The sequence below is a fragment of the Cedecea davisae DSM 4568 genome, from assembly GCF_000412335.2.
Classification (GTDB): Bacteria; Pseudomonadota; Gammaproteobacteria; order Enterobacterales; family Enterobacteriaceae; genus Cedecea; species Cedecea davisae.
This window is the reverse complement of the sequence record NZ_KE161030.1, coordinates 2,955,514-2,981,513: the sequence shown is the minus strand read 5'-3', so window position 1 is coordinate 2,981,513 and position 26,000 is coordinate 2,955,514. Positions and strand designations below refer to the sequence as shown.

Genomic DNA, 26,000 nt, shown 5'->3' with positions numbered 1-26,000 from the left:
CGGGGTTTTGTTTTTATTTAACCGCCATACCAGGCTGAGCACCGCTGTCCGGGCTGAGCAGGAAGATGTCTTTCCCGCCAGGGCCTGCGGCCATCACCATGCCTTCGGAAATACCAAAGCGCATTTTACGCGGCGCAAGGTTCGCCACCATTACGGTTAAACGGCCTTCCAGCTTCGCCGGGTCCGGGTATGCGGAGCGAATACCGGAGAACACGTTGCGCTTCTCGCCGCCTAAATCCAGCGTCAGGCGCAGCAGCTTGTCAGAGCCTTCCACAAATTCTGCTTTTTCGATCAGCGCAATACGCATATCGACTTTGGCGAAATCGTCGAAGGTGATGGTTTCCTGAATCGGATCGTCGGCCAGCGGGCCGGTGACCGGAGCAGACAGCGCCTTAACTTCTTCTTTAGACGCTTCTACCAGGGCTTCCACCTGCTTCATCTCAATACGGTTATACAGCGCCTTGAAGCTGTTCACTTTGTGATTCAGCAGCGGCTCCTGAATGCTGTCCCAGCTCAGCTCGGCGTTAAGGAAAGCTTCAGCTCGCTCGGTCAGGGTTGGCAGCACCGGCTTCAGGTAAGTCATCAGCACGCGGAACAGGTTAATGCCCATGGAGCAGATGGCCTGCAGGTCGGCATCGCGGCCTTCCTGTTTTGCCACCACCCACGGAGCCTGCTCATCTACATAGCGGTTAGCGATATCGGCCAGCGCCATGATTTCGCGGACCGCACGGCCAAACTCGCGGCTGTCCCACGCTTCACCGATGCTTGCTGCCGCGTCGGTAAAGGTTTTGTACAGGTCGGCATCGGCAATTTCCGCCGCCAGCTGGCCGTCAAAGCGCTTGGCGATAAAGCCAGCGTTACGGGAGGCCAGGTTAACCACTTTGTTCACGATGTCGCTGTTCACGCGCTGTACGAAGTCTTCCAGGTTAAGGTCGATATCGTCGATGCGTGAGGAGAGCTTGGCGGTGTAGTAGTAGCGCAGGCTGTCGGCATCAAAATGCTTAAGCCAGGTGCTGGCCTTGATAAAGGTGCCGCGAGATTTGGACATCTTCGCGCCGTTTACCGTCACATAGCCGTGCACAAACAGGTTGGTCGGCTTGCGGAAGTTGCTGCCTTCCAGCATGGCTGGCCAGAACAGGCTGTGGAAGTAAACGATGTCTTTGCCGATGAAGTGATACAGCTCGGTAGAGGAATCTTTCTTCCAGTATTCTTCAAAGCTGGTGGTGTCGCCGCGCTTGTCGCACAGGTTCTTGAAGGAGCCCATGTAGCCGATTGGCGCATCCAGCCAGACGTAGAAATATTTACCCGGCGCGTTTGGAATTTCAAAGCCGAAGTAAGGCGCATCGCGGGAGATGTCCCACTGCTGAAGGCCGGACTCGAACCACTCCTGCATTTTGTTCGCAACCTGCTCCTGCAGCGCGCCGCTGCGGGTCCACGCTTGCAGCATTTCGCTGAAGGAAGGCAAGTCAAAGAAGAAGTGCTCGGAGTCACGCATCTCGGGCGTTGCCCCGGAGACCACGGATTTAGGGTCGATAAGCTCGGTTGGGCTGTAGGTTGAGCCACAGACTTCGCAGTTATCGCCGTACTGGTCCGGCGCTTTGCATTTCGGGCAGGTGCCTTTTACGAACCGGTCCGGCAGGAACATGCCTTTTTCCGGATCGTAAAGCTGAGAGATGGTGCGGTTCTTGATAAAACCGTTTTCTTTCAGGCGGCCGTAGATCAGCTCCGACAGCTCGCGGTTTTCGTCGCTGTGGGTGGAGTGATAGTTGTCATAGCTGATGTTGAAGCCGGCAAAATCGGTCTGATGCTCCTGGCTCATTTCGGCAATCATCTGTTCCGGGGTAATGCCCAACTGCTGAGCTTTCAGCATGATAGGCGTGCCGTGAGCGTCATCGGCGCAGATGAAGTTGACCTCGTTGCCGCGCATTCGTTGGTAACGGACCCAGACATCAGCCTGAATATGCTCCAGCATGTGACCGAGGTGGATTGAGCCGTTTGCGTACGGCAGGGCGCACGTTACCAATATTTTCTTCGCGGTTTGAGCCATAGTGGGAATTGCATCTTCTGATTTAAAAAAGGGGTTTTGATATTACCGGATTGGCAATTGATTAGTAACCCCAAAGCCCGCAATAACCGGATATGAATAGCTGTTCGCCTTTCTGGTATGCTTAGCACACTGCAATGTCCGATAAAAACATAAGGAGCCGGGATGAACTCTCAATCCCCGTCCAGCAAGTCCCCGGAACAGCTACGCGCGATGGTCGCCGGGACCCTGGCAAATTTTCAGCACCCTACCCTGAAACACAATCTCACCGCCCTGAAAGCGCTGCACCACGTTGCGATGCTGGACGACACGCTGCACGTTGAACTGCAAATGCCGTTTGCCTGGTTAAGCGGGTTTGAAGCGCTAAAAGAGAGTTGCAGTTCGGATCTGCTGCGCATCACCGGCGCGAAGGCGGTGGACTGGAAGCTGACCCACCAGATTGCCACCCTTAAGCGGGTGAAAAACCAGCCCGGCGTGAACGGCGTGAAAAACATTATCGCCGTCAGCTCCGGCAAAGGCGGGGTAGGTAAGTCCACCACGGCGGTCAATATGGCGCTGGCGCTGGCTGCCGAAGGGGCGAAAGTGGGCATTCTGGATGCCGATATTTATGGCCCGTCTATTCCGAACATGCTGGGCGCGGAGCACGAGCGCCCAACCTCGCCGGACGGCAAACATATGGCACCGATTGTCGCTCATGGGCTGACAACCAACTCCATTGGCTACCTGGTGACCGACGAAAATGCCATGGTGTGGCGCGGGCCGATGGCGAGCAAAGCGTTAATGCAGATGCTGCAGGAAACCCTGTGGCCGGACCTGGATTATCTGGTTATCGATATGCCGCCCGGCACAGGCGATATTCAGCTGACGCTGGCGCAAAATATCCCGGTAACCGGCGCGATGGTGGTCACCACGCCGCAGGACATCGCGCTTATCGACGCCCGCAAAGGCATTGTGATGTTTGAGAAGGTCGAAGTGCCCGTGGTCGGCATCGTCGAGAACATGAGTATCCACATTTGCAGCAACTGCGGCCACCACGAGCCTATTTTCGGCACCGGCGGCGCGGAGAAACTGGCGCAGCAATACCACACAACCCTGCTGGGTCAGCTGCCGCTGCATATTTCGCTGCGTGAAGACCTGGACGCCGGTAAACCAACGGTGGTTAACCGCCCGGAAAGCGATATCACCACACTTTACCGCGAGCTGGCGGGGAGCGTTGCGGCTCAGCTTTACTGGAATGGGGAAGTTATCCCGGCTGAAATCGCTTTCAGAGCGGTATAATACGGCGGACTTCGCTATAAACCTCTCCCGCTAAGGGGGAGGTTTAGCATCAGCGGCCCAACACAAAATGCATTAAATAATACTCGCCGTCCGGGCTGTCCCCGGTGGCTTCAATATGCCAGCCGTTACGCTGATAAAACTCGGCGGCATGCTGGTTTTTCACCAGGCATTTCAGCGAGCCGGTGCTGGTGAATTCACTTTGTACTTTCTGCAATAACGCCTTGCCCGCGCCCTTACCGTGGTAGTCCGGGCTAACAAACAGGTTATGTAAAAAGTTATCCGGCTCCCATACCGAAGCAAAGCCGATGCGATGCCCATCATCTTCGGCTACCCAGATTTTTTCATCCTGAGTCACGCTATCAAAATCTTCGAGGTGCCAGCTGCTGCTATCGAGCCAGGGCCAGGCTTCGCGGCGGGAATGGAGGTAAAGGGTGCGTAAGAAAGGGCGGTCGGATTCTTGCCAGAGTCTTAGGATCAAATGTCTACCTTTTAGCGTGAAAATGTTTATCAGCCTGAGCCTGACTTTACGCCATCAGGCTTCCAATAAATAGCCACTAATTTAGGCTCTGGCGGGTAAATACGCTCGGTTTTTATTACAATGGGCTCGCTTATCTATATACTGCCCGTTTTTAGACCCTGAGATTGCCCCATGTTGAATAATGACGTATTGCTAAGCGTTCGCTATATGCTGAACCTGAATAACGATGGAATCGTTAAGATCCTTGCCCTGACCGGCACCGACGTCCCCGCGGAACAAATCGTTCCGTGGCTGAAGAAAGAGGACGAAGAAGGCTTTAAGGCCTGCCCGGATCTTATCATGGCAAACTTTCTCAACGGGCTTATCTATTTCAAACGCGGCAAAGATGAGAGCAAGCCGGAGCCGAAGATCGAACGCCGGATGACCAATAACATCATCCTGAAAAAACTGCGTATCGCTTTTGAGCTGAAGTCCGACGACGTGCTCGAGATCCTGACTGCCCAGGAGTTCCGCATTTCTATGCCGGAAATCACCGCGATGATGCGTAACCCGGATCATAAAAACTATCGCGAATGTGGCGATCAGTTCCTGCGCTACTTCCTGCGTGGCCTGACCCAGCGCGTTAAGCCGGCTAAAGCGGAATAAACGGTGCAGCGGGTGAGGCAAACTCACCCGCCTGAAAGCGTGGTTATTTTTGAACTGGCGCAATCATCCCGTTCGCCCGGCGTTTGCCGTTCCAGCTCACCGAGGCCGTCCCGTCCGGCATGATAGCGATAGACAGAATCACGCCCTGGCCCCGCGCTTCATAGAAGTTATCGTTCACCTTCTTCAAAACCATCTCTTTATCGTTAAGGTATACCGGCCCGCCGTTGTCGATATGCACATCGCCCGGCGCACCGTGCCCGTTAAACAGCGGCAGCGCGGCGTTTGCCATACCGCTGGCCAGACCCAGCGCCAGCACCAGTAATTTCAGCTTACTCATCATTCACTCATCGACCCTGTTAGATTATTTGTTTCGTTACGGGATAATAAGATATCTATTATTTCCGCCGCTGCATCTTGCGCTTACGGGGGCTTTTCGCGTTGATCGAAATCAAACGGGTCGTACCCGCCAGATGAAATATTCACATGTTTCAGGAGTCGCGCTCGGTGCAGAAGGATATACCTCTGATGTTATCCCGGTCAGTACAGCGTAACTTCGCGCATCATCTCAATTAACTTTCTCAAACCCGGATGCAGCTGCCTGCGGCTGGGGTAATACATCACCATCGGTTCGTCTTCGCACACCCATTCCGGGATAACCTGCACCAACTGGCCGCTCTCCAGCAGCGGGCGCACGCGCACGTCCAGGCAGTAGGCAAGCCCGAAGCCGTTTAAGGCAGTATCAATAATCATCTCGCTCTCGTTGAGGATAAGCGAGCCGGGCACATCCAGCGCCAGCGCCTCTCCCGCATGATTCAGCTCCCATTTATAAAGCGTTCCGTTGCCGAGCCGCATGCGGATGCACTGGTGCGCCAGCAGATCGTTGGGATGTGATAAGGGCAGGTGAGCGCTATTCTTCAGATAGCCGGGCGAGGCGACGACAATCCATTTCAGCTTGCGCGTCACCGGCATGGCAATCATGTCCCGGGGAACGCTTTCGCCGTAGCGAATGCCCGCGTCATAACCGCTGCCGATAATGTCTACCAGCGTATTGTCGACGGTGATTTCCAGCTGGAGCCGCGGGTACATGGTCATGAATCGCGCCAGCACCGGAGTGAACAGCAGCTGAGCCGCGTCGCGCGGGATGTTAATGCGCAGCCGGCCGACGGGGGATTCGCGGTAATGATCCAGCTCGTCCAGCGCCATGCGGATATGGGAAAAGCCGGTTTCCAGGTGGCCCAGCAGCGCCTCTCCGGCGTCGGTGGGCACTACCGAGCGGCTGGTGCGGTTGAGGAGGCGGACGCCAAGGCGCTCCTCCAGCCCGCGCATGGTATGGCTCAGCGCCGAGGTGGAAACCCCCAGTTCAGCGGCCGCCAGGCGAAAGCTTTTGCGGCGGCAGATAGCGAGAAAAACGTTCAGATCGGCGAGCTCGCCGCGTACCGGAACCGGCATAAAAGTGGCCTCAATCATCAAGGGTTCGTTGAAATTAATTCAACCTGACATGAGTTATTATAGATTCACAGAACAGACGGGAGTCAATAATGGCAGTCGAAACGATTCACATCGCAGGCATTTCTAAACCGGTCAGCCGTGTCGGGCTGGGCACCTGGGCAATTGGCGGCAGCATGTGGGGCGGGAGCAACGACGACGAGTCGATTGCCACACTGCACGCCGCGCTTGAGCGAGGCATTAACCTGATTGATACCGCCCCGGTTTATGGTTTTGGCCATTCTGAAGAGGTGGTGGGCAAGGCTCTGCTGGGCCGTCGTGACGGGGCAATTATTGCCACCAAAGTGGCGCTGGACTGGGACGATGCCGGGCGCGTTACCCGTAATTCCACCCCGGAACGCATCCGCAAGGAAATAGAAGACTCGCTGCGCCGCCTGCAAACCGACTATATCGACCTGTACCAGGTTCACTGGCCGGATAAGCTGGTGGCGATAGAAGAAACCGCCCGTACGCTTGAAGACCTGCACCGCGAAGGCAAGTTCCTGGCGCTTGGCGTCAGCAACTATTCTCCGGCTCAGATGGATAAGTTCCGCAGCGTGGCCCCGCTGGCAACGCTTCAGCCGCCGCTTAACCTGTTCGAACGTGGCGCAACCGAAACCGAACTGCTGCCCTATGCGAAATATCATCAACTGGTGGTGTTGGCTTACGGCGCTATCTGCCGCGGCCTGCTGTCCGGGCGTATGGATCCGCAAACCACCTTTGGCGAAGGCGACCTGCGAAGCTTCGATCCTAAGTTCCAGCCGCCGCGCTTTGGGCAGTATCTGGCTGCGGTTGAAGAGCTGAAAGCCTTTGCTCACCAGCGCTACGGCAAAAGCGTCATGGCCCTGGCGCTGCGCTGGGTGCTGGACTCCGGCCCAACTATTGCACTGTGGGGCGCACGCCGCCCTCAGCAGCTTGAAGGTGTTGAGGAAGTGTATGGCTGGCAGCTTAGCGCTGACGACATGCGCGATATCGACGCTATCCTGAATAAGCATATCCCGGAGCCGCTTGGCGCCGAATTTATGGCACCACCGCACCGCGCATAACCTGGCGTAAAAGAGTCCCGCGCCTCATGCAGACCGCTGCCTGAGGCGCATTTTTTTGTTCACCTGCATAAGTAAAAAACGCTATGTCATCACTCAATGAACAGACCGTAAGCGCGGAAGCGGGGTCATCCTCTCTGTCGCGTGCCGGGCTGCTGAAAGCGCTGTTCGCCCTTGGTATGGGCGGCTTTGCTATCGGCACCGGCGAATTCGTCATCATGGGCTTATTGCCCGATGCTGCCAACGGGCTGCACGTTTCTATTCCGTCAGCCGGTCACCTGATTAGCATTTATGCGCTCGGCGTGGTTATTGGTGCACCTCTGCTGGCCGTGCTCGGCGCACGCATGGCGCGCCGTGATTTTCTGATTGTCCTGATGGCGATGTTTGCCGTCGGCAACCTGCTGAGCGCCTTTGCGCCGGGTTATTACTCGATGATGCTGGCGCGTTTTCTCGCCGGTTTCCCGCATGGCACCTTCTTCGGCGTTGCCGCGCTGCTGGCGGCAAGTCTGGTTGACCGGGCGAAACGCGCCCAGGCGGTGTCGATGGTGTTGCTCGGCCTGACGATTGCCAACCTGCTGGGCGTGCCCGCGGTTGCCGCTATCGGGCAGCTGTTTGGCTGGCGCAGCGCGTTCGCCATCGTCGGCGGGCTTGCAGTGCTGACGCTTATTCTGGTTCGCGCCTGGGTGCCGTGGAGTGAAGGCGACAAAGACGCCAGTCCGCTGCGGGAACTGACGGCGCTTACCCGCAAACAGGTGTTGTTGACGCTGGCTATCGGGGCCATCGGCAGCGGCGGTATGTTCTCGGTATTCAGCTACGTTAAGCCAACCATGCTGGAGCTGGCTCATCAGTCCGTGGGCATGATCCCGGTTATTCTCTCAATGTTTGGCCTCGGGATGATCGTCGGTAATATCGTAGGCGGCCGCCTGGCGGACAGAGGGCTGGAGAAAACCGTTCGCCTGCTGCTGATATGGGCCATTCTGGTGCTCAGCGCCTACGTCTATACCTCGCATTATCCGTGGCTTGGGGCGGTAACCGTGATGCTGGTCGGCACTATGGTTTCGCTCTCTTCTGTGCTGCAAATTCGCCTGATGGACGTGGCGGGAGATGCGCAAACCATGGCGGCGGCGATGAACCATTCTGCGTTCAATATTGCAAACGCGCTCGGCGCATGGCTCGGCGGGGTGACCATTTCTGCGGGCTTTGGCTGGCAGTCTACCGGCTGGGTTGGCGCGATTCTGGCGGTCTTCGGCCTGATTATCCACACCTGGGCGGTTATTGACGCCAAAAAACAGGCTCCTTTAACCCATTAAGGTTTCCCCGTGATGTTAACTCTTACTCTCGCAGAAGCGCTTCTCGACGGCGTTAAAACCGTGGTGAAATCCCATGATTTGCCGCCCGTGTCGGCGGTGGTGCTGGACGCTGGCGGCCACCTGACCGCGTTTGCCCGCATGGACGGGACTTTCCTGGCAACCATCGATATTGCGATGCAAAAAGCGCGAACTGCGGTGCTATTTCAGGCAAACAGCGGCGATGTTGGGGCTAATTTGCACCCCAACGGACCGGCTTATTCGCTGGAAAACAGTAACGGCGGGCTGGTGGGGATAGACGGCGGCGTTCCGCTGCGCAATGCTCAAGGCGTAGTGATTGGCGCGCTCGGTATTTCCGGGGCAACTAAAGAGCAGGACGGGCAGATTGCCGCTCTTACGGTTGAAGCGGTGATGGGCGCTCCGGCATAAAAAAACCGGCAAAAGAGCGGGGTGAGTCTCCTTTGCCGATTTTACTGAGTAAGGTTATTTCGCCATAAAATGCGGACCTTTCGCCACCGAATCCCGCACGATCAGGTCAGAAGCGTAAAGGTTATCTTTGGAGAAATAGCCCCCGTCCAGCATCGCCGTCAGGCGGTTTATCACTTCATGAATCATGTCACTTACCGGCTCTTTCACGCTGGACAGCGCCGGGCTGAGAAATGCGCCGGTGGGTACGTTATCAAAGCCGATAATCGAAACATCGTCGGGAACCCTAAGCCCGGCGTTGCTCAACTGCTTGATGGCGCCAATGGCCATGTCGTCGTTGCTGGCAACCAGAGCGCTAAACTTTTCCCCGCGGGCAAGCAGGTTTTCAACACCCGCAGCGCCGCTTGCTGGCGTCCATTTTCCGGCAACAATCAGCTCGTCACGCGGGGTTAAACCCGCCTGCTCAAGCGCCTCTTTGTAACCCGCCAGGCGCTCCCGCGCGGTAGGGGAGTCCAGCACCCCGCTGATAAAGGCGATTTCACGGTGGCCTTTATCAATTAAATGGCGCGTGGCGTTATAGCTGGAGCCTTTATGATCGCAGCAAATACAGTGGCTCTGGTGCTTACGCAGCTTGCGGTTCATCACCATTATCGGCTGCTTGTGCTGCCCGATAAGCAAGTCCATTTCGTCCACGCTCAAAAAGCGCGGATAGATAATCACCGCATCGCAGTGAAGGTCGAGCAGAAACTGCACCGCTTCCTGCTCCTCCCTGGCGCTGTGTTTTCCGTCTACCAGAATGAGCTGTCGCCCGCTGGCCTCAAGTTTAAGCGCCGCCTGCGACAGCAGCTCGCTGAAGTAATTGCCGCTATACAGGGTGTTGGTTACCACCAGGCCGATATAGCCTGATTTGCTGGTCGCCAGGTTACGGGCCATCAAATTTGGCCGGTAACCCGTTTCTTCAATGGCCTGATAAACCAGCGTTTTAGTGGCTTCACTGACGTAGCCTTTTCCGGTCAGCACGCGCGAAACGGTCGCCTTCGAGACGCCTGCTTTTTTCGCCACTTCCTGCATTGTTGACATAAAGGCTTCCCGTAGCTTGTTCATTTTCCGCCATTTTACACTCTTCGCCTCACGGACGCAGTGTGCGTTATCTGGCGATCTGAATCACAAATTTAGATCAATATAAAAATAATTATTGTGATCTAATTTTCAACTTAACATGATTGTGTGGAACCGGTTACCTACGAAATCATAACAAGAGAACCCTACTTCATGGCGAACAAATATGTGGATGTATCCCGGCAGATTGTTGAGGCTTTAGGCGGGCCAGGAAACGTAGTGGCGGTGACCCACTGTATGACCCGTTTGCGCTTCGTATTGCGGGATAACGCCGCTATTGACGGCGCAAGGCTGAAATCTATTAGCGGCGTGCTGGGCGTGGTGAAAAGCGACCAGCAGTGCCAGGTTATTATCGGCAATACCGTTTCTCAGGCTTACGCCGAAGTGCTGAAACATCTGCCCGAAGGCTCGCGGCCGGCGGAAGTGCCTGCCGGAAAAAATAAGCTGACCTTAAAGCGAATTGGCGCGGGAATACTCGATGCGTTGATAGGCACCATGTCGCCGCTTATTCCGGCCATTATCGGCGGCTCGATGGTTAAGCTGCTGGCGATGATCCTTGATATGGCGGGCCTGTTCGAAAAAACCTCCTCCACGCTGATTATCCTGAATCTTATCGGCGACGGAGCATTCTTCTTCTTGCCGGTGATGGTGGCGGCCTCCGCTGCGGTGAAATTTAAAACCAATATGTCGCTGGCGATTGCTATTGCCGGGGTGCTGGTTCATCCGGCGTTTATCGACCTGATGGCAAAAGCGGCTCAGGGCCAGCATGTTGATTTTATGGGCGTGCCGGTGACGGCGGTGAAATATACCTACACCGTTATTCCTGCGCTGGTGATGACCTGGCTGCTGTCTTATATCGAAAGGGCCATCGACCGTATCACGCCAGCGGTAACAAAAAACTTCCTTAAGCCGATGCTTATCGTGCTGGTGTCCGCTCCGATAGCAATTCTGCTGATTGGCCCGCTGGGTATCTGGATTGGCAGCGGTATTTCCTCGCTGGTTTATACCGTTCACGGCTATCTGGGCTGGCTGTCCGTTGCCATTATGGGAGCGATTTGGCCGCTGCTGGTGATGACCGGGATGCACCGCGTATTCACTCCAACAATTATTCAGACCATAGCTGAAACCGGAAAAGAGGGCATGGTTATGCCGTCGGAAATCGGGGCCAACTTGTCTCTGGGTGGTTCTTCGCTTGCCGTTGCCTGGAAAACGAAAAACCCTGAACTGCGCCAGACGGCTCTGGCCGCTGCGGCTTCGGCTATTGTGGCAGGTATTTCTGAACCCGCGCTTTATGGCGTGGCGGTGCGGCTCAAGCGCCCGTTGATTGCCTGCCTGATTAGCGGGTTTATTTGCGGTGCCGTTGCCGGTATTGGCGGGCTGGCAAGCCATTCTATGGCCTCGCCGGGCTTATTCACCAGCGTGCAGTTTTTTGACCCGGCTAACCCAATGAGCATTGTCTGGGTCGCCGCTGTAATGATTCTGGCCGTGGTGCTCTCATTTATCACTACGCTTATTCTTGGCTTTGAAGATATCCCGGTTGAAGAAGCGGTGGAGAAGGGCAGCACTACGGCGTTTGTAGCACCAGATAATGCAGTAAAAACACTTTAAGCAGAGGTAAACATGGCAGAGACAGCATTTCCAAAAGGATTTTTGTGGGGCGGAGCAATAGCGGCTAACCAGGCGGAAGGCGCTTATCAGGAAGGCGGAAAGGGGCTGAGCACCGTGGATATGATCCCTCATGGTGAAAATCGCCTTGGGGTAAAGCTCGGCGTGGAGAAACGCTTTGAGCTGCGCGATGATGAATTTTATCCGAGCCACCAGGCGATTGATTTTTACCATCGCTATAAAGAAGACATCGCCCTGATGGCCGAAATGGGTTTCACCGTGTTCCGCACCTCTATCGCGTGGAGCCGCCTCTACCCGAATGGCGATGAAGCTACGCCAAATGAACAAGGGATCGCGTTCTACCGCGAACTGTTTGCCGAGTGTAAAAAGTACAATATTGAGCCGCTGGTTACCCTGTGTCACTTCGACGTGCCGATGCATCTGGTGCGTGAATACGGCTCATGGCGCAACCGTAAAATGGTGAATTTCTTCAGCCGCTACGCCCGCACCTGCTTTGAGGCTTTTAACGGCCAGGTGAAATACTGGCTGACCTTTAACGAAATCAACATCATGCTCCACAGCCCGTTTTCCGGGGCCGGGCTGGTGTTTGAGAAAGGCGATAACAAAGAGCAGGTGATGTACCAGGCCGCGCACCACGAACTGGTCGCCAGCGCCCTGGTGACCAAAATCGCCCACGAAGTTAACCCGGAAAACCAGGTCGGCTGCATGCTGGCGGGCGGCAACTTCTACCCTTACAGCTGCAAGCCGGAGGATGTTTGGGCTGCGCTGGAAAAAGATCGTGAAAACCTGTTCTTTATTGATGTTCAGGCTCGTGGGGCTTATCCGGCCTATGCCGGACGCATGTTCCGTGAGAAAGGTATTGAGATTGTGACCGAGCCGGGCGACGCGGAGATCCTGAAAAATACCGTAGACTTCGTCTCCTTCAGCTATTACGCCTCGCGCTGTGCTTCAGCAGACATGAACGAGGGGAATACTAACCCGGCTAATATCATTAAGTCGCTCAAGAACCCGCATATTACTTTCAGCGAATGGGGCTGGGGCATCGACCCGCTTGGCCTGCGCATTACCATGAATATGATGTATGACCGTTACCAGAAGCCGCTGTTCCTGGTGGAAAACGGGCTGGGCGCGAAGGACGAGCTAAATGCGAAGGGGGAAGTTGACGACGAATACCGCATTAGCTATCTGCGTGAGCATATTAAGGCGATGGGCGAGGCAATTGAGGATGGCATCCCGGTGATGGGCTATACCTCCTGGGGCTGTATTGACCTGGTTTCCGCTTCTACCGGCGAGATGAGCAAGCGCTACGGCTTCGTCTACGTTGACCGCGATGATGCAGGGAAAGGCACGCTTGCGCGTACGCCGAAGAAGTCATTCCACTGGTATAAGAAGGTGATTGCCAGCAACGGCGGAGATCTGGAGTAAATCTCCTTTGTTTCCCCCTCCAGGCGGATGGGGGAAAACCCTCTTCGTCAGGAGAGGGTGAGGATGTTTATCAGAATGCGATAGAACCCTGTACGAAGAAGGTACGCGGCTCACCAACGTATTTGCCCGAGTTGTTGTCGCTTGAGCGGGTGTAATAACGCTGATCGAACAGGTTTTTAATCCCTGCGCCCAGTTTCAGGTGAGACAGAGACGGGCCGAAGTCATATTCGCCGCGCATATTCCACACCATATAACCCGCGATATTGCCGTATTGGCCGTCCGCGCTTTCGTCGGTGATGTAGGTATCGCCGGTACCCGGAGAGCGTTGCTTAGACTGGGCAAAGCTGTCCAGATTCCACACCCAGTCTCCGGTCGCATAGCGGGTGCCAACGGTGTAAACCTGGCGCGAGTAATACGGCAGGTCTTTATCCGCAAAGGCGCCGTTGTCGCTGGTAGCTTTGGTGTAGGTATAAGTCGTGTAAACGCTCACGCCGTCCAGCGCGCGGTTCAGCTCGCTCAGATCGTAGTTAAGCGCCAGCTCAATCCCCTGGTGTTTGGTTGCGCCAAGGTTAGTCCAGCCCACGGTGTTGCTGATGTATTGCAGCTGATCGTCAAAGTCGATATAGAACAGCGTTGCTTCGGCTTTGATTACCGTATCGTCGTAGCGGGTGCCCACTTCATAAGTGTGCGCTTTCTCTGGCGTCAGCCCCGGTGCAGGTTGGCTGCCGTTGCCGCCTTTGGTCAGTTGGAAGTATTGCATGCTGCCAAACGAGGTGCTGGCGTTGGTGAAGACATTCCAGGAGTCCGTCAGGTGGTACATCACGCTGATGGAAGGCAGCGGCTGGCTGTAGTTCTTCTCGCGGCTGATGTTGTTAAAGTCGTCGCTTATGTGGGTCTTGATGCTTTCATAGCGCATGCCCGGCGTAATGGTCCAGTTGCCGACGTTGATGGCATCATCAATATAAAATGCGTTGGCCGCTGTGCCGCCGTAAGTGTGCTGATAATAGGTCGATGCATCAGGCTGTTGCCAGGTTTTATCCGGGTTGTAGCTGGTCGAGCGGAAGGCTTTTTCATCCGCGGTTTCGTTCAGGTAACGATAACCGACGGTGACTTCATGAGACATATCCCAGAAGCGGAACAGCTGTGAATAAGAAGGTTCGAAAGCCCAGGTGGTGTAATGGCGCGGGAAGGAGCCCATCTGGAACAGGCCTTTGTTACCCACCTTTTGCGCGATATCGCTGCCGCGATAGCTGTCGGTGAAGTAGGTCAGGACTTCGAGCTGCTTGTCATCTTCGCTGTGCTTATATTTGAAGGACATATCCTTGCGGCGGCCTTCAAACTGATCCCACGCGCGGGTGGACTGGAACGGGTTAGCCGCATATTGCGCGCTGGTCAGGCCGCCCGGCATACCTGCTTTAGCATCGTAATAGTGGAAGTTAGCCTGGAGTTCATCGCGTTCGGTGAAGGCGTACTTCGTCTTCAGCATAAAGTCGTCGATGTCGGTATTGTCGTTGCTGTCGCGGTAGCCCTGGCCGTGCAGGCCGGAGTACAGCAGCTCGGCACCCAGACCGTTATCGGACGTGCCGCCGACGGAGGCGCTGGTCAGCGTTTTCAGGCCGCCGTGGCTTGCGCCCTGGGTCTGAGCGCTAACGGTGCCGCCAAAATCTTTTGGAATGTCGCGGGTGACGAAGTTAATCACGCCGCCGACGTTTTGCGGCCCGTAACGCACCGCACCGCCGCCGCGAACCACGTCAACGGACTGAATATTGCCGATGCCCAGCGGAGCCATAGAAAGCTGAGGCTGGCCGTAAGGGGCGACTGCCAACGGCACGCCGTCCATCAAAATGGTGGAGCGTGGAGACAGGCGCGAAGTCAGGCCGCGCACGCCAACGTTGAGGGAAATATCGCTGCCGCCGGTGCCGTTGCTGTCGCGAACCTGAACGCCAGGAATGCCCTTCAGCGCATCGGCGACGGTTTCGGAACCCTGCTCGCGCAGCTGCTGCTCGGTTACGATCGAGCGGGCACCCGGGTGGTTAAGCAGTACGGTGCTGTTGTCCGGGTTATCCAGCCAGTTACCGACGACGGTAATGTCATCAGCCGGTTTCTCGGTTTTGGTTTTATCAGTTTGAGTTTGTTCTGCGGCAAGCGTCGGTAACGCAAAGGCTATCGCACTGGCCAAGAGAGAGACACGAAAGAGGGGGCGCATCATCATTCCTTTACAACGTGGGTTTGCTGTTATGTTATTTTTTTGGAAATGACAATCTTAATGATAATTATTTTCAAGTAAATAGTTTTGTTGCGGAATAATTCGGGATAAGACGAAAAGTAAGCAAAGAAAGCCGAGTCTTTATTTCAGACCCGGCTCGGGTTGGATTAAGGCGTTACCCAGAACACGCCGCTGTAGTCCAGGGCGGTGAACTGTTTATGCACCTGTTCGATGTCGGCCTGCGGGTCGATATCTTTAAACAAATCCGGGTGCAGGAATTTGGCGATGGTTTCCACGGCGATATAGTTCAGCGGTGAGTCGTAGAACTGGTGGTAAATCGCCATAACACGCTTCTCTTTTACCGCCGTAAGCACGTTGATTCCGGTGCGGTTCATCAGCGCTTTGAGCTTCTGCTCTGCAACTGCTTTATCGGCAACGTAGCCCAGCGGCACGGCCTGAGGCGCACGGTTGCCGCGGTTCCAGTCGGCACCGGTCATCAGGTAGAAGTCCGGATTGCTGGTGATAACCTGCTCGGTGTTCACCTGGCCGCTCATTTCCGGGAACAGCTTGCTGCCGATGTTATTCCCGCCGGCGGTATCAATAAACTGCCCATAGCTACCTTTGCCGAAGGTCTGGCAGCATTCGTCGCCGCGAATGCCTGCCGCACGTTCAATAAACACGCTCGGGCGCTGCTCCGGCTTCAGAGTGGCAACGCGCTCGCGCACCAGGTTCATGCGCTGCTGGTAATACTGAATAAAAGCGTCGGCGTTTTTCTGCTCATCAAACACTTTACCCAGCAGTTCGATGCTTGGCAGGGTATTGGTCAGCGGCTGCTGGCGGAAATCGATAATCAGTACCGGAATACCTACCTTTTCCAGCTGGCCCAGCACGCCGCTGTTCTTCAGTTTTGGCAGGACGCCAATATCAAAAATGATTAAATCCGGCTGCAGGCTTACCGCCTTTTCTACGCTGAAGTCGGTGTAGTAGGGGTTTTCAAACATGGTGATTTTGCTGACCTGCGGGAATTTTCTCGCGTAGGCCTCCGCCAGATCCGGCGCTTTGGTTTTTAGCGAGTTATCCCAGGCGATAACGTCCTGGAGAGGATCTTTCGGGTGGATGATATTCAACGCCAGCAGGGCGCGGGCATCGGCCAGCATCACGCGTTTTGCCGGGCCTGGCAGGGTAACTTCGCGCCCGGCGACGTCGGTAACTACAATCGGTGCAGCCTGGGCCGCGCAGCTCAGTAATGCAACGGCGGCAAGCAGCCAGCGAGCTTTGGCGGTAAACACTGTGAACATGGGTGACCTTCAGAACGGGGAACATTTCGAAAGGGAATGATAATCGATCTCATACCGTTTGGAACGGGGCTGTGGGAATTTTTCTGAGCGCCAGGATGCGGCCGCGTGCGGAACCTCAGGATTCAGTGCTGGTGATTAACGGACTTAGTGATCAATAAAGCGCCGTCCTCCGGACCGGCGCTTTATCTATTCACACGCGCTTTGTTTACTGGCTATCAGTACAGCGTAGCCAGTTTGCGCCTCACGCTGGCGGGCGATATATCGCCATTGTTGTTGTACTGAAAGTCAATCTCGCCCAGGAGTTGATCATAGGTAATACCGTTGGTGCTGGAGAAACTCAAAATCGGCAAAGGGATTGTTGATTTTTTTAGCAGCAACGAACTGACCCGGCGAAATTCTAGTTTTTTTAATCGATAGGATCTTTTCCCATCAGCGCTGTGTATCGCTCCTTCCGGGGATTTGACGTTGATTGAATCATGTAAGGCTGGGGGTGTGCCGGGAATAAGCTCGTAGTGAGACACAACATTGATCACGCAAGCCTTATTTTGGCTATCTCTCTCCTGGGAGAGTAAAGTTTTTCTCAAATGATCGATTGTTTCATTCACCAGACTTATTCTTTTATCCACCATCGCCATTTTTTTCAGAGAAAGAACTTTCTTGAGCTTTTTCTTACCATCAAGAGTGATGAACATTGGGGTTTTTTCTACGCTGCTAATGTTTTTTGTGTTGTGAAAAACATTATCTGATGCCATTTTTTTATTATTGGCTTGTTGGGTGTCAACCAGAGTCAGACCATCTTTGCTGTAGACTTTACCTAATGCCTTATTTTCCTCCAGTAAGGGTAATGGCTGGCACAGGTGCATTCCATTCTCTGTCTCGTACATGGCAACGGGCATGATTTTCCATTCAGCAAACAAATTGGCATTCTGGGAGAGTGTTGTGATCTTTACGTTGCTCTTCTTAGCCGAGAATTCATTCTCTTTACCCACTACTGATTTTGATGTTTTACTCTTTATATTTAATAACTCTAAAGCGAGTCGGGCACCAACGGCGGTACGCGGCATAACCATATACGTGCTGGCATTGGCCATTCCACCTGCCTGTAGTCTGAGTTCACTTTTCGCTTCTATTTTAATAACAAATTCTTTTTCCTTTATTTTTTTCAGCCTCAGATTTATTAATAATTATATTCTTAATCTCTGACTTTTTTTGCGGGTTGGAAAATTGCGTGGCAAACTTATAGAAGTTATCTTCCGACAGGTCAAATGAAAAATCATTTCCAGAAATACATTTCGCCGCCATTATAGCATTGGCCTCGAAAGGCATTATCGTCATGAAATCTAGACCGCTTGCACTAAGCATAGTTTTTTCTAAGCCCTGCCCACCCCCTGCCAGACCAGTGACAGCAGACTTACGCCTGTTGCTAAATGATAACTTAATATTACCCATGTCTGTTTTTGAAATCGTCAAGTTATGGCTGTTTGATAGCTCAGCGACCACACCAGCAAACCACCCGGGAGCGAAAGGTATGCCGCCGGAGGATATACCGAAAAATGCAGCGATTCTGTCAGTTCTGGTCAGATGAATCGCCTCTTTGGGCTTTATTTGTTTTGCCAGATGAAGTAACGACTCTGACGTTTCCGTCCTGGATTCAACACCCAGAGCGTTATCAACCGCTCTGGATAAAGGGTGATTCGGTGACCCTAATATATTGATATTGCGGTCGTATAATTCACCTTTACGAGTGACTTTGCTTCCTTGCTGCCCGGAGGCCGCCCTGATTTTTGCCGAGACGCTAGCGCAAATGCCGCTTACGCCCGGATCAATAGCTTTTGCTGCATGGATCAGGGTTCGTTTCTTTAGACCTTCCGCAGAACAGGACCTGGAACGCTTTATATGAGTTCTAAAATTATCGACGATTGAAGAAAAGAGAGGGATCGTCGTGCTGCTGAAGTTGGCTTTGCGGTCTGAAGTAAACGGGAGACCGGCGTGGTACTTTTCATGTGGGTCATTGCCCAAACGTGATGAGAAATTCTGTGGCGGTTTATGGCTAATTCTACTTACTGAAAGCCTCCTGTTTGATATGTGTTTTGGGTTAATGAAAAATACTCTTCCCTTTTTCCCATTGCTGGTGTTTATTTGCAGGAAGCCCATGGATTTTTTTATACTTATTACGCTAAATCCGGACGGAAGAGGGATTTTTATTTCATATTGCATAAAAGAGTAGTCCTTTATGCTGTTTTCTTTCTTAATAGACTTCAGGTAAAGATTTCCATTTTTACAAAAATAAGAAGAGGAAGTGTTTTCGTCAGTTTTAAATGCCAGTTCATCAATTTTATTGTTTTTTCCATGTTCTGAAAAGTTGAGATTAACAAATTGTTCGCTGGTGTTAATGTCGGTTTCAGGGGCGGATATTTCAATGGAATAGCTTTTTTCAGTTTTTTTGTCAACGCCGATTAATAGCCCATCATCATTTATATAAAGATCTTTAAAACGTATGTCACACTTATCATTTATAAGCTGCGCTGTTTTGTATTTATAACCAGAAGTGTTTTTTACGACTAAACCTTTAAATAAATCATATTGCTTTCCCTTGATTAATACAAGGTGACCCTCATCGTCAATAGACATGCCTAAACTATTTATGGGTAGCATTTTTGCCATGCCACAATATACATAGTTTTTTGAGCTGATATTGTTAGCTAAGGTTTCGTTGTATTTTATTTTCGCCATGTGCCGAGTGGATTTGTTATTGCTGGTCAGTGTTAGGCCCTCCTTTAATTTTTCGTGCATCGGTGTTGTCGATGAGTTTTGTATCTCTTTTATCTTGTCGGTGAATGTAACTGCATCACCTACAGAAAAGGAATGGCGTCGGATTAAATAGTCATTTTTTGCAAGTGTGTTTGCGTTGTAAATATTAGGGGTTAGGTTTAGCATTTATCCTCCGGTTGGGGTTATTCCCTCAGTGATAATGAAGGGGAGGATAATTGCAAATTACTTTGAAATAATGATTGAGTTATAAACGCGTGAACTTGATCATAGAGTTTTAAGAGTAAATAAGATCTCAATCAATATTGAGTGGCTAATATGTTGGCTATTTTTTATTGTCTTTAATGAAATAGTATTAAAATGAATAATAAATGTTGTGGGGATGTATATAGAGAATAAGCCGCCCCCTCTGATATAAATAATACCGCTGACTACCGGCTAAATTATAGCTATCAGCGGCTAGCTCCTGCTCTGCCTGGCGGCCAGCTTCGCCGGGCATAAATTCTTCAGCCGCTCTATCAGCCAACGTCCTGCGGGGCCTGGAGGTGAAGCGATGGGATAAACACCAAACATTGGCAGCGCCAGCCCGCCCGGCGGAACATCCTCAATAGACAGCTCAACCAGCCGACCTTCCTGAATATCTCGCTGCACCACGTGCGACGGCATACTGCCCCAGCCCAGGCCGTCCAGCAAAAATGCATGCTTGGCTAAAAGGTCGCCCAGCCGCCAGGTGGAAGGCGACATCACGCCAAATTCTTTTCCTTTGGAAAGTTCGGAGCGGTCTGTCAGCACCAGTTGAACGTGTTTACTCAGTTCTGCTTTTGGCACCATGCCTTTGATCTGCGCCAGCGGGTGCTCGGGGGCGGCAACCATAACCAGTGAAACGCCGGTCAGCCGCTCGCCGGTTAATGAGTCGGGCATATCCGGCAGCGAGCCGAGAATACCAATGCCCGCGCTGCCGTTAAGTACCGGCTTATAGCCGCCGCCCAGGGCTTCGACAAGCAGCCGCAGCGGCGTGCCCGGAAACTGTTCCCTGAAGGCTTTTGCCGCCGAGGTGATAGCTTCCAGCGGGAAGAAAACATCCACGACTACCGAAAGCTCGGACTCCAGCCCGGAAGACATGCCGCGCGCCCGGGCTTTCATAAAATCAACGCGTGAGACAATGCCCCGGGCATCGGCCAGCAGCACGGTCCCTTCTGCGGTTAACTTCGGATAACGGCCCGAACGGTCGAACAACTGCACGCCAATTTGCGCCTCAAGTCCTCTAATCAGATCGCTTATAACCGACTGCGCCCGATACATTTTGCGGGCTGCGGCAGAAAAGCTGCCCTCATCTACGGCGGTAATGAAAGTTCTGAGTTGATCGAGCGAAATACCGTCCAGCATGGTTGCGCCTTGTTAGCTGTGGCAGGGGGAGAAGCGGAATATAGCCCTAACGCCTGACTTTGTCATCGCGGACATTGGTAAATTCATCCATCGGCTGAGGCGATGGATTGCATCGAAATATAACGGCTATTCGGGTGAAAAAGGCGGTGGCATAGTGGCAGCCATGTTCAGCGAATGCCAAAGAATTGAGCGCGCCTATGTTCACTGCCCTGAAAAAGCTCTTTACCCGTTCATCCACTACTCAGAGTTCCAGCCCGGAGGCTAAAACCATGTCGACCATTCTGCATATTGATACCAGTATCCTTGGCGGTTACTCCGTCAGCCGCCAGCTGTCGGCCGAGATTGTTGCTCGCCAGAAAACCCTGCATCCCAACGCGACAGTTATCTATCGTGACCTGGTAGAAGCGCCAGCGCTGCATCTTTCCGATAAACACATCGCCGCCTTCCAGGGCGCAGAAGTAACCGATGCCGCACTGGGTGCCGACCTGGCCGTTGGCGGCGCTTACATCGACGACTTGTTTGCCGCTGACGTTATTGTTCTCGGCGTGCCGATGTACAACTTCTCCATTCCTTCACAGCTGAAAGCGTGGATCGACCGCGTTTGTGTGGCGGGCCGCACCTTCCAGTACGGCGCTAACGGCCCGGAAGGTCTGCTGCCAAAAGGCAAGAAGGTATTTATCGCTTCCTCGCGAGGCGGCCAGTACACAGGTGACAGCCCGGCGGCATTCCTCGAACACCAGGAAACCTATCTTAAAGCGGTGCTTGGTTTCATTGGCCTGACCGATGTGACCGTGATCCGTGCCGAGGGCGTAAGCCGCGGTGATGAAGTTAAAAACGCCGCGCTTGCCGAGGCAAAAGAGCAGATTGCCGCGCTGTCCTGATAACTGACCTCGCGCCTTAAATCAATTTAACGAGAAACCCGAATGGACAGATACGCTACTAACTTCGCGACCGTGGGTCGTATTGTGATTGCCGCGATTTTTATCGTCAGCGGTCTTGGGAAGATTGCCGCGCCTGAGGCGACGCAGGGCTATATTGCCTCGGTAGGGCTGCCGTTCCCGTTGCTCGGGTACATTATCGCCCTGGCGGCTGAAGTGGGAGGCGGCGTGTTGCTGCTGGTGGGCTATCGCACTCGTTTGATTGCTGCGTTACTGGCAATCTTCACCGTGGCGACGGCGGTATTCTTCCACCACAACTTTGCCGACCAGAACACCGTGCTGCACTTCCTGAAGAACCTGATGATCGCGTCAGGGCTGCTGCAAATCTCCGCGCTGGGGGCAACTTCACTGAGCTTTGATACGCGCCGCCTGCGCCGTCAGCTGCGGTAATTCGCTTTATCAGAGGCCTCTTCAACAGAGGCCTCAATCCCGTATTAAAACGCCCGCCAGATAAGTACCGCAATACCGCCAAACAAAATCCATTTGACGATGTAATAAATCGTCTTATTCCAGCTTTTCAGCTTCTTGCCAACGATGCGAATCTGGTAGATATAGCGGAAAGCCCGGTTAATTCCCCCGATCCGATCGTTTTCATCATTAGGCGCAGAGGCGGCGCTCATCAGATTACGCCCCAGCCAGTGGTTGACCCACTGCGCCCAGCGGTAGCGCATCGGTCTTTCGACATCGCAAAACAGGATCAGGCGGTTCTCGCCGCTGGTATTTTCCGCGTAGTGAATATAGGTTTCATCAAACAGCACGCCTTCGCCATCCCGCCAGCTGTAGCGTTTGCCGTCCACTTCGATAAAGCAGCGGTCATCATTTGGCGTTGCCAGCCCCAGATGAAAACGCAGAGATCCTGCGTAAGGATCGCGGTGGCGAGGCAGTCGGCTGCCGTCCGGGAGCGTGGCAAACATCGCCGCCTTGACCGAAGGAATGGCGCGCAGCAGCTCGGTTGTTTTCGGGCAAAGCTGGCTTGCGGACGGGTGGGCGTTTTCATACCACTTCAGATAGAAGCGCTTCCAGCCGGTTTTAAAAAATGAGTTAAACCCGGCATCGCTGAATTTCTCTGCTGCCTTAATTTGCTCCAGCCTTTGCAGGTTTATCCCTTCCTCGCGAATAACATCCCAATTCTGCTGCAAAATTGCCAGCTCGGGGAAAGTCTGCACGTTTAAATAAGGCGTATTGGGCACCCTGGAAAACAGATACATAAAGCCGTTGAGCGGGGCGGTAAAAGTTGAATGATCGGAGAGCTGCCGCCAGAAGCGGAAGCGAACCCGGCCGCGATAATGCACGTAGACCACTGAAATAACGAGAATAAGCAAAATGATATATTTCATATTCTATTATCTGACCGCTGTGTGTTTTTTATCGTTCCCAGCCGAACCTTTATAAAGGTTCAGAGTACCCTGAACACTAAATTCGCATCTGTTGCAGCAATACAGCTTAGCAGTGGTTTTAGCGAAGTAAATAATCGCCGGACAGGTTTGGCGCTTGTCTAAATGCTTGCCCGCTGGCATTATTCTGAACGCGATTAACACAATGTATTAATCACAACATTTTGATTTTAAATGACTCGGGGTGCCCTTCCACGTGAAGGCTGAGAAATACCCGTACCACCTGATCTGGATAATGCCAGCGTAGGGAAGTCAGATGCCTGTCCGGCGTCCCTTCTTTCACGCCGGACAGGAGCCTTAACCTTATGCAACCTGACCTGCTACCCGGCGCCACCGCCGCGTCCGTTTTACTTCATCTTCGCCATCATTCCCCGCTGGTTCACTGTATGACCAACGACGTAGTGCAAACCTTTACCGCCAATGTACTGCTGGCGTTGGGGGCCGCGCCTGCGATGGTCATTGAGGCCGAAGAGGCCGCTCAGTTCAGCCCGCTGGCAAGCGCATTACTGATTAACATCGGCACGCTGACCTCTGAGCGGCAGGGCGCGATGCTGGCGGCTATCCAGGCCGCGAACCAGGCGGGTACGCCCTGGGTGCTCGATCCCGTTGCGGTAGGCGGATTAGCATTCCGCACCCGTTTTGCCCATGAAGTTATCGCCCTGAAACCCGCAGCAATACGCGGTAATGCCTCTGAAATCCTCGCGCTGGCGGGTGAGCAGGCCGGCGGGCGCGGCGTGGATAGCACGGACGATGCCCTTTCCGCGCTGCCTGCGGCGCAGAAACTAGCGCGGCAAACCGGGGCGGTGGTCGCCGTAACCGGGGAGACAGACTACGTCACCGACGGCGAAAGGATTATTGCGGTGAGCGGTGGCGGGGAGCTGATGACGCGCGTGGTAGGCACCGGCTGTGCGCTGTCGGCGGTAGTGGCGGCCTGCTGCGCTTTGCCCGGCTCAATGCTTGAAAACGTCGCCAGCGCATGTCGGTTTATGTCGCTGGCGGGGGAACAGGCTATCGCCGTCAGCCGCGGCCCAGGCAGCTTTACGCCCGCGTTTCTCGATGCGCTCTACCAGCTGAATGCGGAGGTGTTGGCATGAAGCGAATCAACGCTTTAACCATTGCAGGCACGGACCCAAGCGGCGGGGCGGGTATTCAGGCCGACCTTAAAACCTTCTCGGCGCTCGGCGCCTATGGCACCAGCGTGATTACGGCACTGGTGGCACAAAACACTCGCGGCGTGCAGTCGGTCTACCGTATCGAACCTGAATTTGTTGCCGCCCAGTTGGATTCGGTTTTAAGCGACGTGCGCATAGATACAACCAAGATTGGCATGCTTGCAGAGGCAGATATTGTTGAGGCGGTGGCGGAGCGGCTGGCATTTTATCAGGCGCAAAATGTGGTGCTGGATACGGTTATGCTGGCGAAAAGCGGAGACGCGCTGCTGGCGCCTTCGGCGGTGGAAAGCCTGCGCCGTAGGCTGCTGCCCCGCGTAGCTTTAATTACGCCAAATCTTCCCGAGGCTGCCGCGCTGCTTGACGCTCCCCACGCCCGAACTGAAAAAGAGATGCGTGAGCAGGGCGAAGCGCTGCTGGGTATGGGCTGCGAGGCGGTACTGATGAAAGGCGGCCACCTTGACGATGAGGAAAGCCCGGACTGGTTGTTTACCCGTGGCGACGCTCAACGTTTTACCGCGCCACGCGTTCAGACCAAAAATACTCACGGCACCGGCTGTACCTTATCTGCCGCGTTAGCCGCGCTGCGTCCGCGCCATGATGATTGGGGGCAGACCGTGGCTGCGGCAAAAATATGGCTATCGAAAGCGCTGGCGCAGGCGGATTCGCTGGAAGTCGGGCACGGCATTGGGCCGGTGCACCACTTCCATGAGTGGTGGTAACCGATGTCATGCTGGCTTTACTCCTGGAAAGGGTGCAAAAGTGCGCTTTAACTGGCGAATCTGCGCTGCGGGTACCAGGATTAGGGCTGCCCACATTTTTGACTGCGTGGGCCGGGATTTTTCTTGCGCGGAGGGCAGGGTGCCCGCCGCCGTTACGGGAGCGTATTATGACTGATATTGCGCAGTTGCTTGGCAAAGACGCCGACGGCTTGTTACAGCATCGTTGTATGACTATTCCGGCAGACCAGCTTTACCTGCCCGGTGCGGACTACGTTGACAGAGTCATGGTCGACAATAATCGCCCGCCAGCGGTGCTGCGAAACATGCAGACGCTGTACAACACCGGGCGTCTTGCCGGAACGGGTTACCTTTCCATTCTTCCAGTCGATCAGGGCGTTGAGCACTCCGCCGGCGCTTCTTTCGCCGCTAACCCACTCTATTTTGATCCGAAAAACATTGTTGAGCTCGCCATCGAGGCCGGGTGTAACTGTGTGGCTTCGACTTATGGCGTGCTGGCCTCGGTTTCACGCCGCTACGCGCACCGCATCCCCTTCCTTGTGAAGCTTAATCACAACGAAACCCTCAGCTACCCAACGACTTATGACCAAACGCTGTATGCCAGCGTCGAGCAGGCGTTCAATATGGGGGCCGTGGCGGTTGGGGCGACAATTTACTTTGGTTCACCCGAGTCTCGCCGCCAGATAGAAGAGATCTCTGCCGCCTTTGAACGCGCACATGAGCTGGGGCTGGTTACCGTGCTGTGGGCCTATCTGCGCAACCCGGAGTTTAAAAAAGACGGGGTGGATTACCACGTAAGCGCCGACTTAACCGGCCAGGCTAACCACCTTGCGGCAACCATCGGGGCCGACATCGTGAAGCAGAAAATGGCCGAGAACAACGGCGGCTATAAAGCGGTGAACTTTGGTTATACCGACGAGAAAGTCTACAGCAAACTGACTACCGATAACCCAATCGACCTGGTTCGTTATCAGCTGGCAAATTGCTATATGGGGCGCGCGGGGCTGATTAACTCCGGCGGCGCGGCGGGCGGTGAAACCGATCTCGCGGATGCGGTTCGCACGGCGGTTATCAATAAACGAGCGGGCGGCATGGGCCTGATTCTGGGGCGTAAAGCATTCAAGAAATCAATGGCCGACGGCGTGAAGCTGATCAATGCGGTGCAGGATGTATACCTGAGCGGCAAAGTGACGATAGCGTAATAGCAAACAGCCGTACCTTCGC

The 26,000-nt window shown here is 54.0% G+C and carries 23 protein-coding genes and 1 riboswitch; of the genes, 12 read left to right on the top strand and 11 right to left on the bottom strand.

Going from position 1 to position 26,000, the window contains the following annotated elements:
- Positions 1 to 13: 13 nt before the first annotated feature.
- Positions 14 to 2,047: a methionine--tRNA ligase gene (gene metG / locus HMPREF0201_RS13590; protein ID WP_016537292.1), complete on the bottom strand. Its 2,034-nt coding sequence runs from the start codon at positions 2,045 to 2,047 to the stop codon at positions 14 to 16.
- Between the two features lie 162 nt (positions 2,048 to 2,209).
- Between metG and apbC the strand changes: the two genes are divergently transcribed.
- The gene (gene apbC / locus HMPREF0201_RS13585; protein ID WP_016537291.1) at positions 2,210 to 3,322 is read left to right on the top strand and encodes an iron-sulfur cluster carrier protein ApbC; all 1,113 of its coding nucleotides are present in this window, start codon (positions 2,210 to 2,212) and stop codon (positions 3,320 to 3,322) included.
- Positions 3,323 to 3,371: 49 nt separating this feature from the next.
- Here apbC and HMPREF0201_RS13580 read toward each other — a convergent pair whose 3' ends face one another.
- Positions 3,372 to 3,800, bottom strand: coding sequence for a GNAT family N-acetyltransferase (locus tag HMPREF0201_RS13580; protein ID WP_016537290.1), 429 nt, complete (start codon positions 3,798 to 3,800; stop codon positions 3,372 to 3,374).
- 171 nt (positions 3,801 to 3,971) lie between these two features.
- On the opposite strand from HMPREF0201_RS13580, the gene HMPREF0201_RS13575 reads away from it, so the two are divergent.
- A complete protein-coding gene (locus HMPREF0201_RS13575) occupies positions 3,972 to 4,445 on the top strand; it encodes a YehS family protein (protein ID WP_016537289.1) in 474 nt (157 codons plus the stop codon).
- A 43-nt stretch (positions 4,446 to 4,488) separates the two neighbouring features.
- Here HMPREF0201_RS13575 and HMPREF0201_RS13570 read toward each other — a convergent pair whose 3' ends face one another.
- Entirely contained in the window at positions 4,489 to 4,782 is a 294-nt protein-coding gene (locus HMPREF0201_RS13570) for a hypothetical protein (RefSeq protein ID WP_209420413.1), read from the bottom strand.
- Positions 4,783 to 4,982: 200 nt separating this feature from the next.
- The gene (locus HMPREF0201_RS13565; RefSeq protein WP_115586347.1) at positions 4,983 to 5,912 is read right to left on the bottom strand and encodes a LysR family transcriptional regulator; all 930 of its coding nucleotides are present in this window, start codon (positions 5,910 to 5,912) and stop codon (positions 4,983 to 4,985) included.
- Positions 5,913 to 5,983: 71 nt separating this feature from the next.
- Here HMPREF0201_RS13565 and HMPREF0201_RS13560 point away from each other — a divergent pair, with 71 nt between their 5' ends.
- From HMPREF0201_RS13560 to HMPREF0201_RS13550, 3 genes are all read left to right on the top strand, one after another.
- On the top strand, positions 5,984 to 6,976 hold the full coding sequence (locus HMPREF0201_RS13560) for an aldo/keto reductase (RefSeq protein WP_016537285.1): 993 nt from the start codon (positions 5,984 to 5,986) through the stop codon (positions 6,974 to 6,976).
- 83 nt (positions 6,977 to 7,059) lie between these two features.
- Complete coding sequence (locus HMPREF0201_RS13555; RefSeq protein ID WP_016537283.1) at positions 7,060 to 8,283, top strand: MFS transporter; 1,224 nt, start codon at positions 7,060 to 7,062, stop codon at positions 8,281 to 8,283.
- 12 nt (positions 8,284 to 8,295) lie between these two features.
- Complete coding sequence (locus HMPREF0201_RS13550) at positions 8,296 to 8,709, top strand: GlcG/HbpS family heme-binding protein (RefSeq protein ID WP_016537282.1); 414 nt, start codon at positions 8,296 to 8,298, stop codon at positions 8,707 to 8,709.
- A gap of 54 nt (positions 8,710 to 8,763) precedes the next feature.
- On the opposite strand, the gene HMPREF0201_RS13545 is transcribed toward HMPREF0201_RS13550, so the two are convergent.
- Positions 8,764 to 9,810 carry a LacI family DNA-binding transcriptional regulator gene (locus HMPREF0201_RS13545; RefSeq protein WP_016537281.1) on the bottom strand — a complete coding sequence of 349 codons (1,047 nt, stop codon included), beginning with the start codon at positions 9,808 to 9,810 and terminating at the stop codon, positions 8,764 to 8,766.
- 168 nt (positions 9,811 to 9,978) lie between these two features.
- Between HMPREF0201_RS13545 and ascF the strand changes: the two genes are divergently transcribed.
- Together ascF and HMPREF0201_RS13535 are read left to right on the top strand one after the other, a co-directional pair.
- Positions 9,979 to 11,433: a PTS cellobiose/arbutin/salicin transporter subunit IIBC gene (gene ascF / locus HMPREF0201_RS13540; RefSeq protein WP_016537280.1), complete on the top strand. Its 1,455-nt coding sequence runs from the start codon at positions 9,979 to 9,981 to the stop codon at positions 11,431 to 11,433.
- 12 nt (positions 11,434 to 11,445) lie between these two features.
- On the top strand, positions 11,446 to 12,876 hold the full coding sequence (locus tag HMPREF0201_RS13535; RefSeq protein ID WP_016537279.1) for a 6-phospho-beta-glucosidase: 1,431 nt from the start codon (positions 11,446 to 11,448) through the stop codon (positions 12,874 to 12,876).
- A gap of 70 nt (positions 12,877 to 12,946) precedes the next feature.
- Here the strand turns inward: HMPREF0201_RS13535 and HMPREF0201_RS13530 are convergent, their stop codons facing one another.
- From HMPREF0201_RS13530 to HMPREF0201_RS13510, 5 genes are all read right to left on the bottom strand, one after another.
- Positions 12,947 to 15,082 (bottom strand): TonB-dependent receptor family protein, encoded by a 2,136-nt coding sequence (locus tag HMPREF0201_RS13530; RefSeq protein ID WP_039898446.1) that lies wholly within the window; start codon positions 15,080 to 15,082, stop codon positions 12,947 to 12,949.
- A 167-nt stretch (positions 15,083 to 15,249) separates the two neighbouring features.
- Positions 15,250 to 16,380 carry an ABC transporter substrate-binding protein gene (locus HMPREF0201_RS13525; RefSeq protein ID WP_016537277.1) on the bottom strand — a complete coding sequence of 377 codons (1,131 nt, stop codon included), beginning with the start codon at positions 16,378 to 16,380 and terminating at the stop codon, positions 15,250 to 15,252.
- Between the two features lie 215 nt (positions 16,381 to 16,595).
- Positions 16,596 to 17,471 (bottom strand): hypothetical protein, encoded by an 876-nt coding sequence (locus HMPREF0201_RS13520; RefSeq protein ID WP_016537276.1) that lies wholly within the window; start codon positions 17,469 to 17,471, stop codon positions 16,596 to 16,598.
- Between the two features lie 40 nt (positions 17,472 to 17,511).
- On the bottom strand, positions 17,512 to 19,317 hold the full coding sequence (locus HMPREF0201_RS13515) for a hypothetical protein (RefSeq protein ID WP_016537275.1): 1,806 nt from the start codon (positions 19,315 to 19,317) through the stop codon (positions 17,512 to 17,514).
- A 291-nt stretch (positions 19,318 to 19,608) separates the two neighbouring features.
- Positions 19,609 to 20,535, bottom strand: coding sequence for a LysR family transcriptional regulator (locus tag HMPREF0201_RS13510; protein WP_016537274.1), 927 nt, complete (start codon positions 20,533 to 20,535; stop codon positions 19,609 to 19,611).
- Between the two features lie 269 nt (positions 20,536 to 20,804).
- Between HMPREF0201_RS13510 and HMPREF0201_RS13505 the strand changes: the two genes are divergently transcribed.
- Positions 20,805 to 21,416 (top strand): FMN-dependent NADH-azoreductase, encoded by a 612-nt coding sequence (locus tag HMPREF0201_RS13505; RefSeq protein ID WP_244878514.1) that lies wholly within the window; start codon positions 20,805 to 20,807, stop codon positions 21,414 to 21,416.
- Positions 21,417 to 21,458: 42 nt separating this feature from the next.
- A complete protein-coding gene (locus tag HMPREF0201_RS13500) occupies positions 21,459 to 21,863 on the top strand; it encodes a DoxX family protein (protein WP_016537272.1) in 405 nt (134 codons plus the stop codon).
- Between the two features lie 44 nt (positions 21,864 to 21,907).
- On the opposite strand, the gene lpxO is transcribed toward HMPREF0201_RS13500, so the two are convergent.
- Positions 21,908 to 22,810, bottom strand: coding sequence for a lipid A hydroxylase LpxO (lpxO, locus tag HMPREF0201_RS13495; protein WP_016537271.1), 903 nt, complete (start codon positions 22,808 to 22,810; stop codon positions 21,908 to 21,910).
- 227 nt (positions 22,811 to 23,037) lie between these two features.
- A riboswitch (TPP riboswitch) is annotated at positions 23,038 to 23,134 on the top strand.
- A gap of 38 nt (positions 23,135 to 23,172) precedes the next feature.
- Here lpxO and thiM point away from each other — a divergent pair.
- The 3 genes from thiM to fbaB all read left to right on the top strand — a co-directional run bounded on the left by thiM (position 23,173) and on the right by fbaB (position 25,978).
- Entirely contained in the window at positions 23,173 to 23,961 is a 789-nt protein-coding gene (gene thiM / locus HMPREF0201_RS13490; RefSeq protein WP_039898444.1) for a hydroxyethylthiazole kinase, read from the top strand.
- The gene (gene thiD, locus HMPREF0201_RS13485; protein ID WP_016537269.1) at positions 23,958 to 24,758 is read left to right on the top strand and encodes a bifunctional hydroxymethylpyrimidine kinase/phosphomethylpyrimidine kinase; all 801 of its coding nucleotides are present in this window, start codon (positions 23,958 to 23,960) and stop codon (positions 24,756 to 24,758) included. The genes thiM and thiD overlap by 4 nt, the downstream gene beginning before the upstream one ends.
- 167 nt (positions 24,759 to 24,925) lie before the next feature.
- The gene (gene fbaB / locus HMPREF0201_RS13480) at positions 24,926 to 25,978 is read left to right on the top strand and encodes a class I fructose-bisphosphate aldolase (protein ID WP_039898441.1); all 1,053 of its coding nucleotides are present in this window, start codon (positions 24,926 to 24,928) and stop codon (positions 25,976 to 25,978) included.
- Positions 25,979 to 26,000 lie beyond the last annotated feature (22 nt).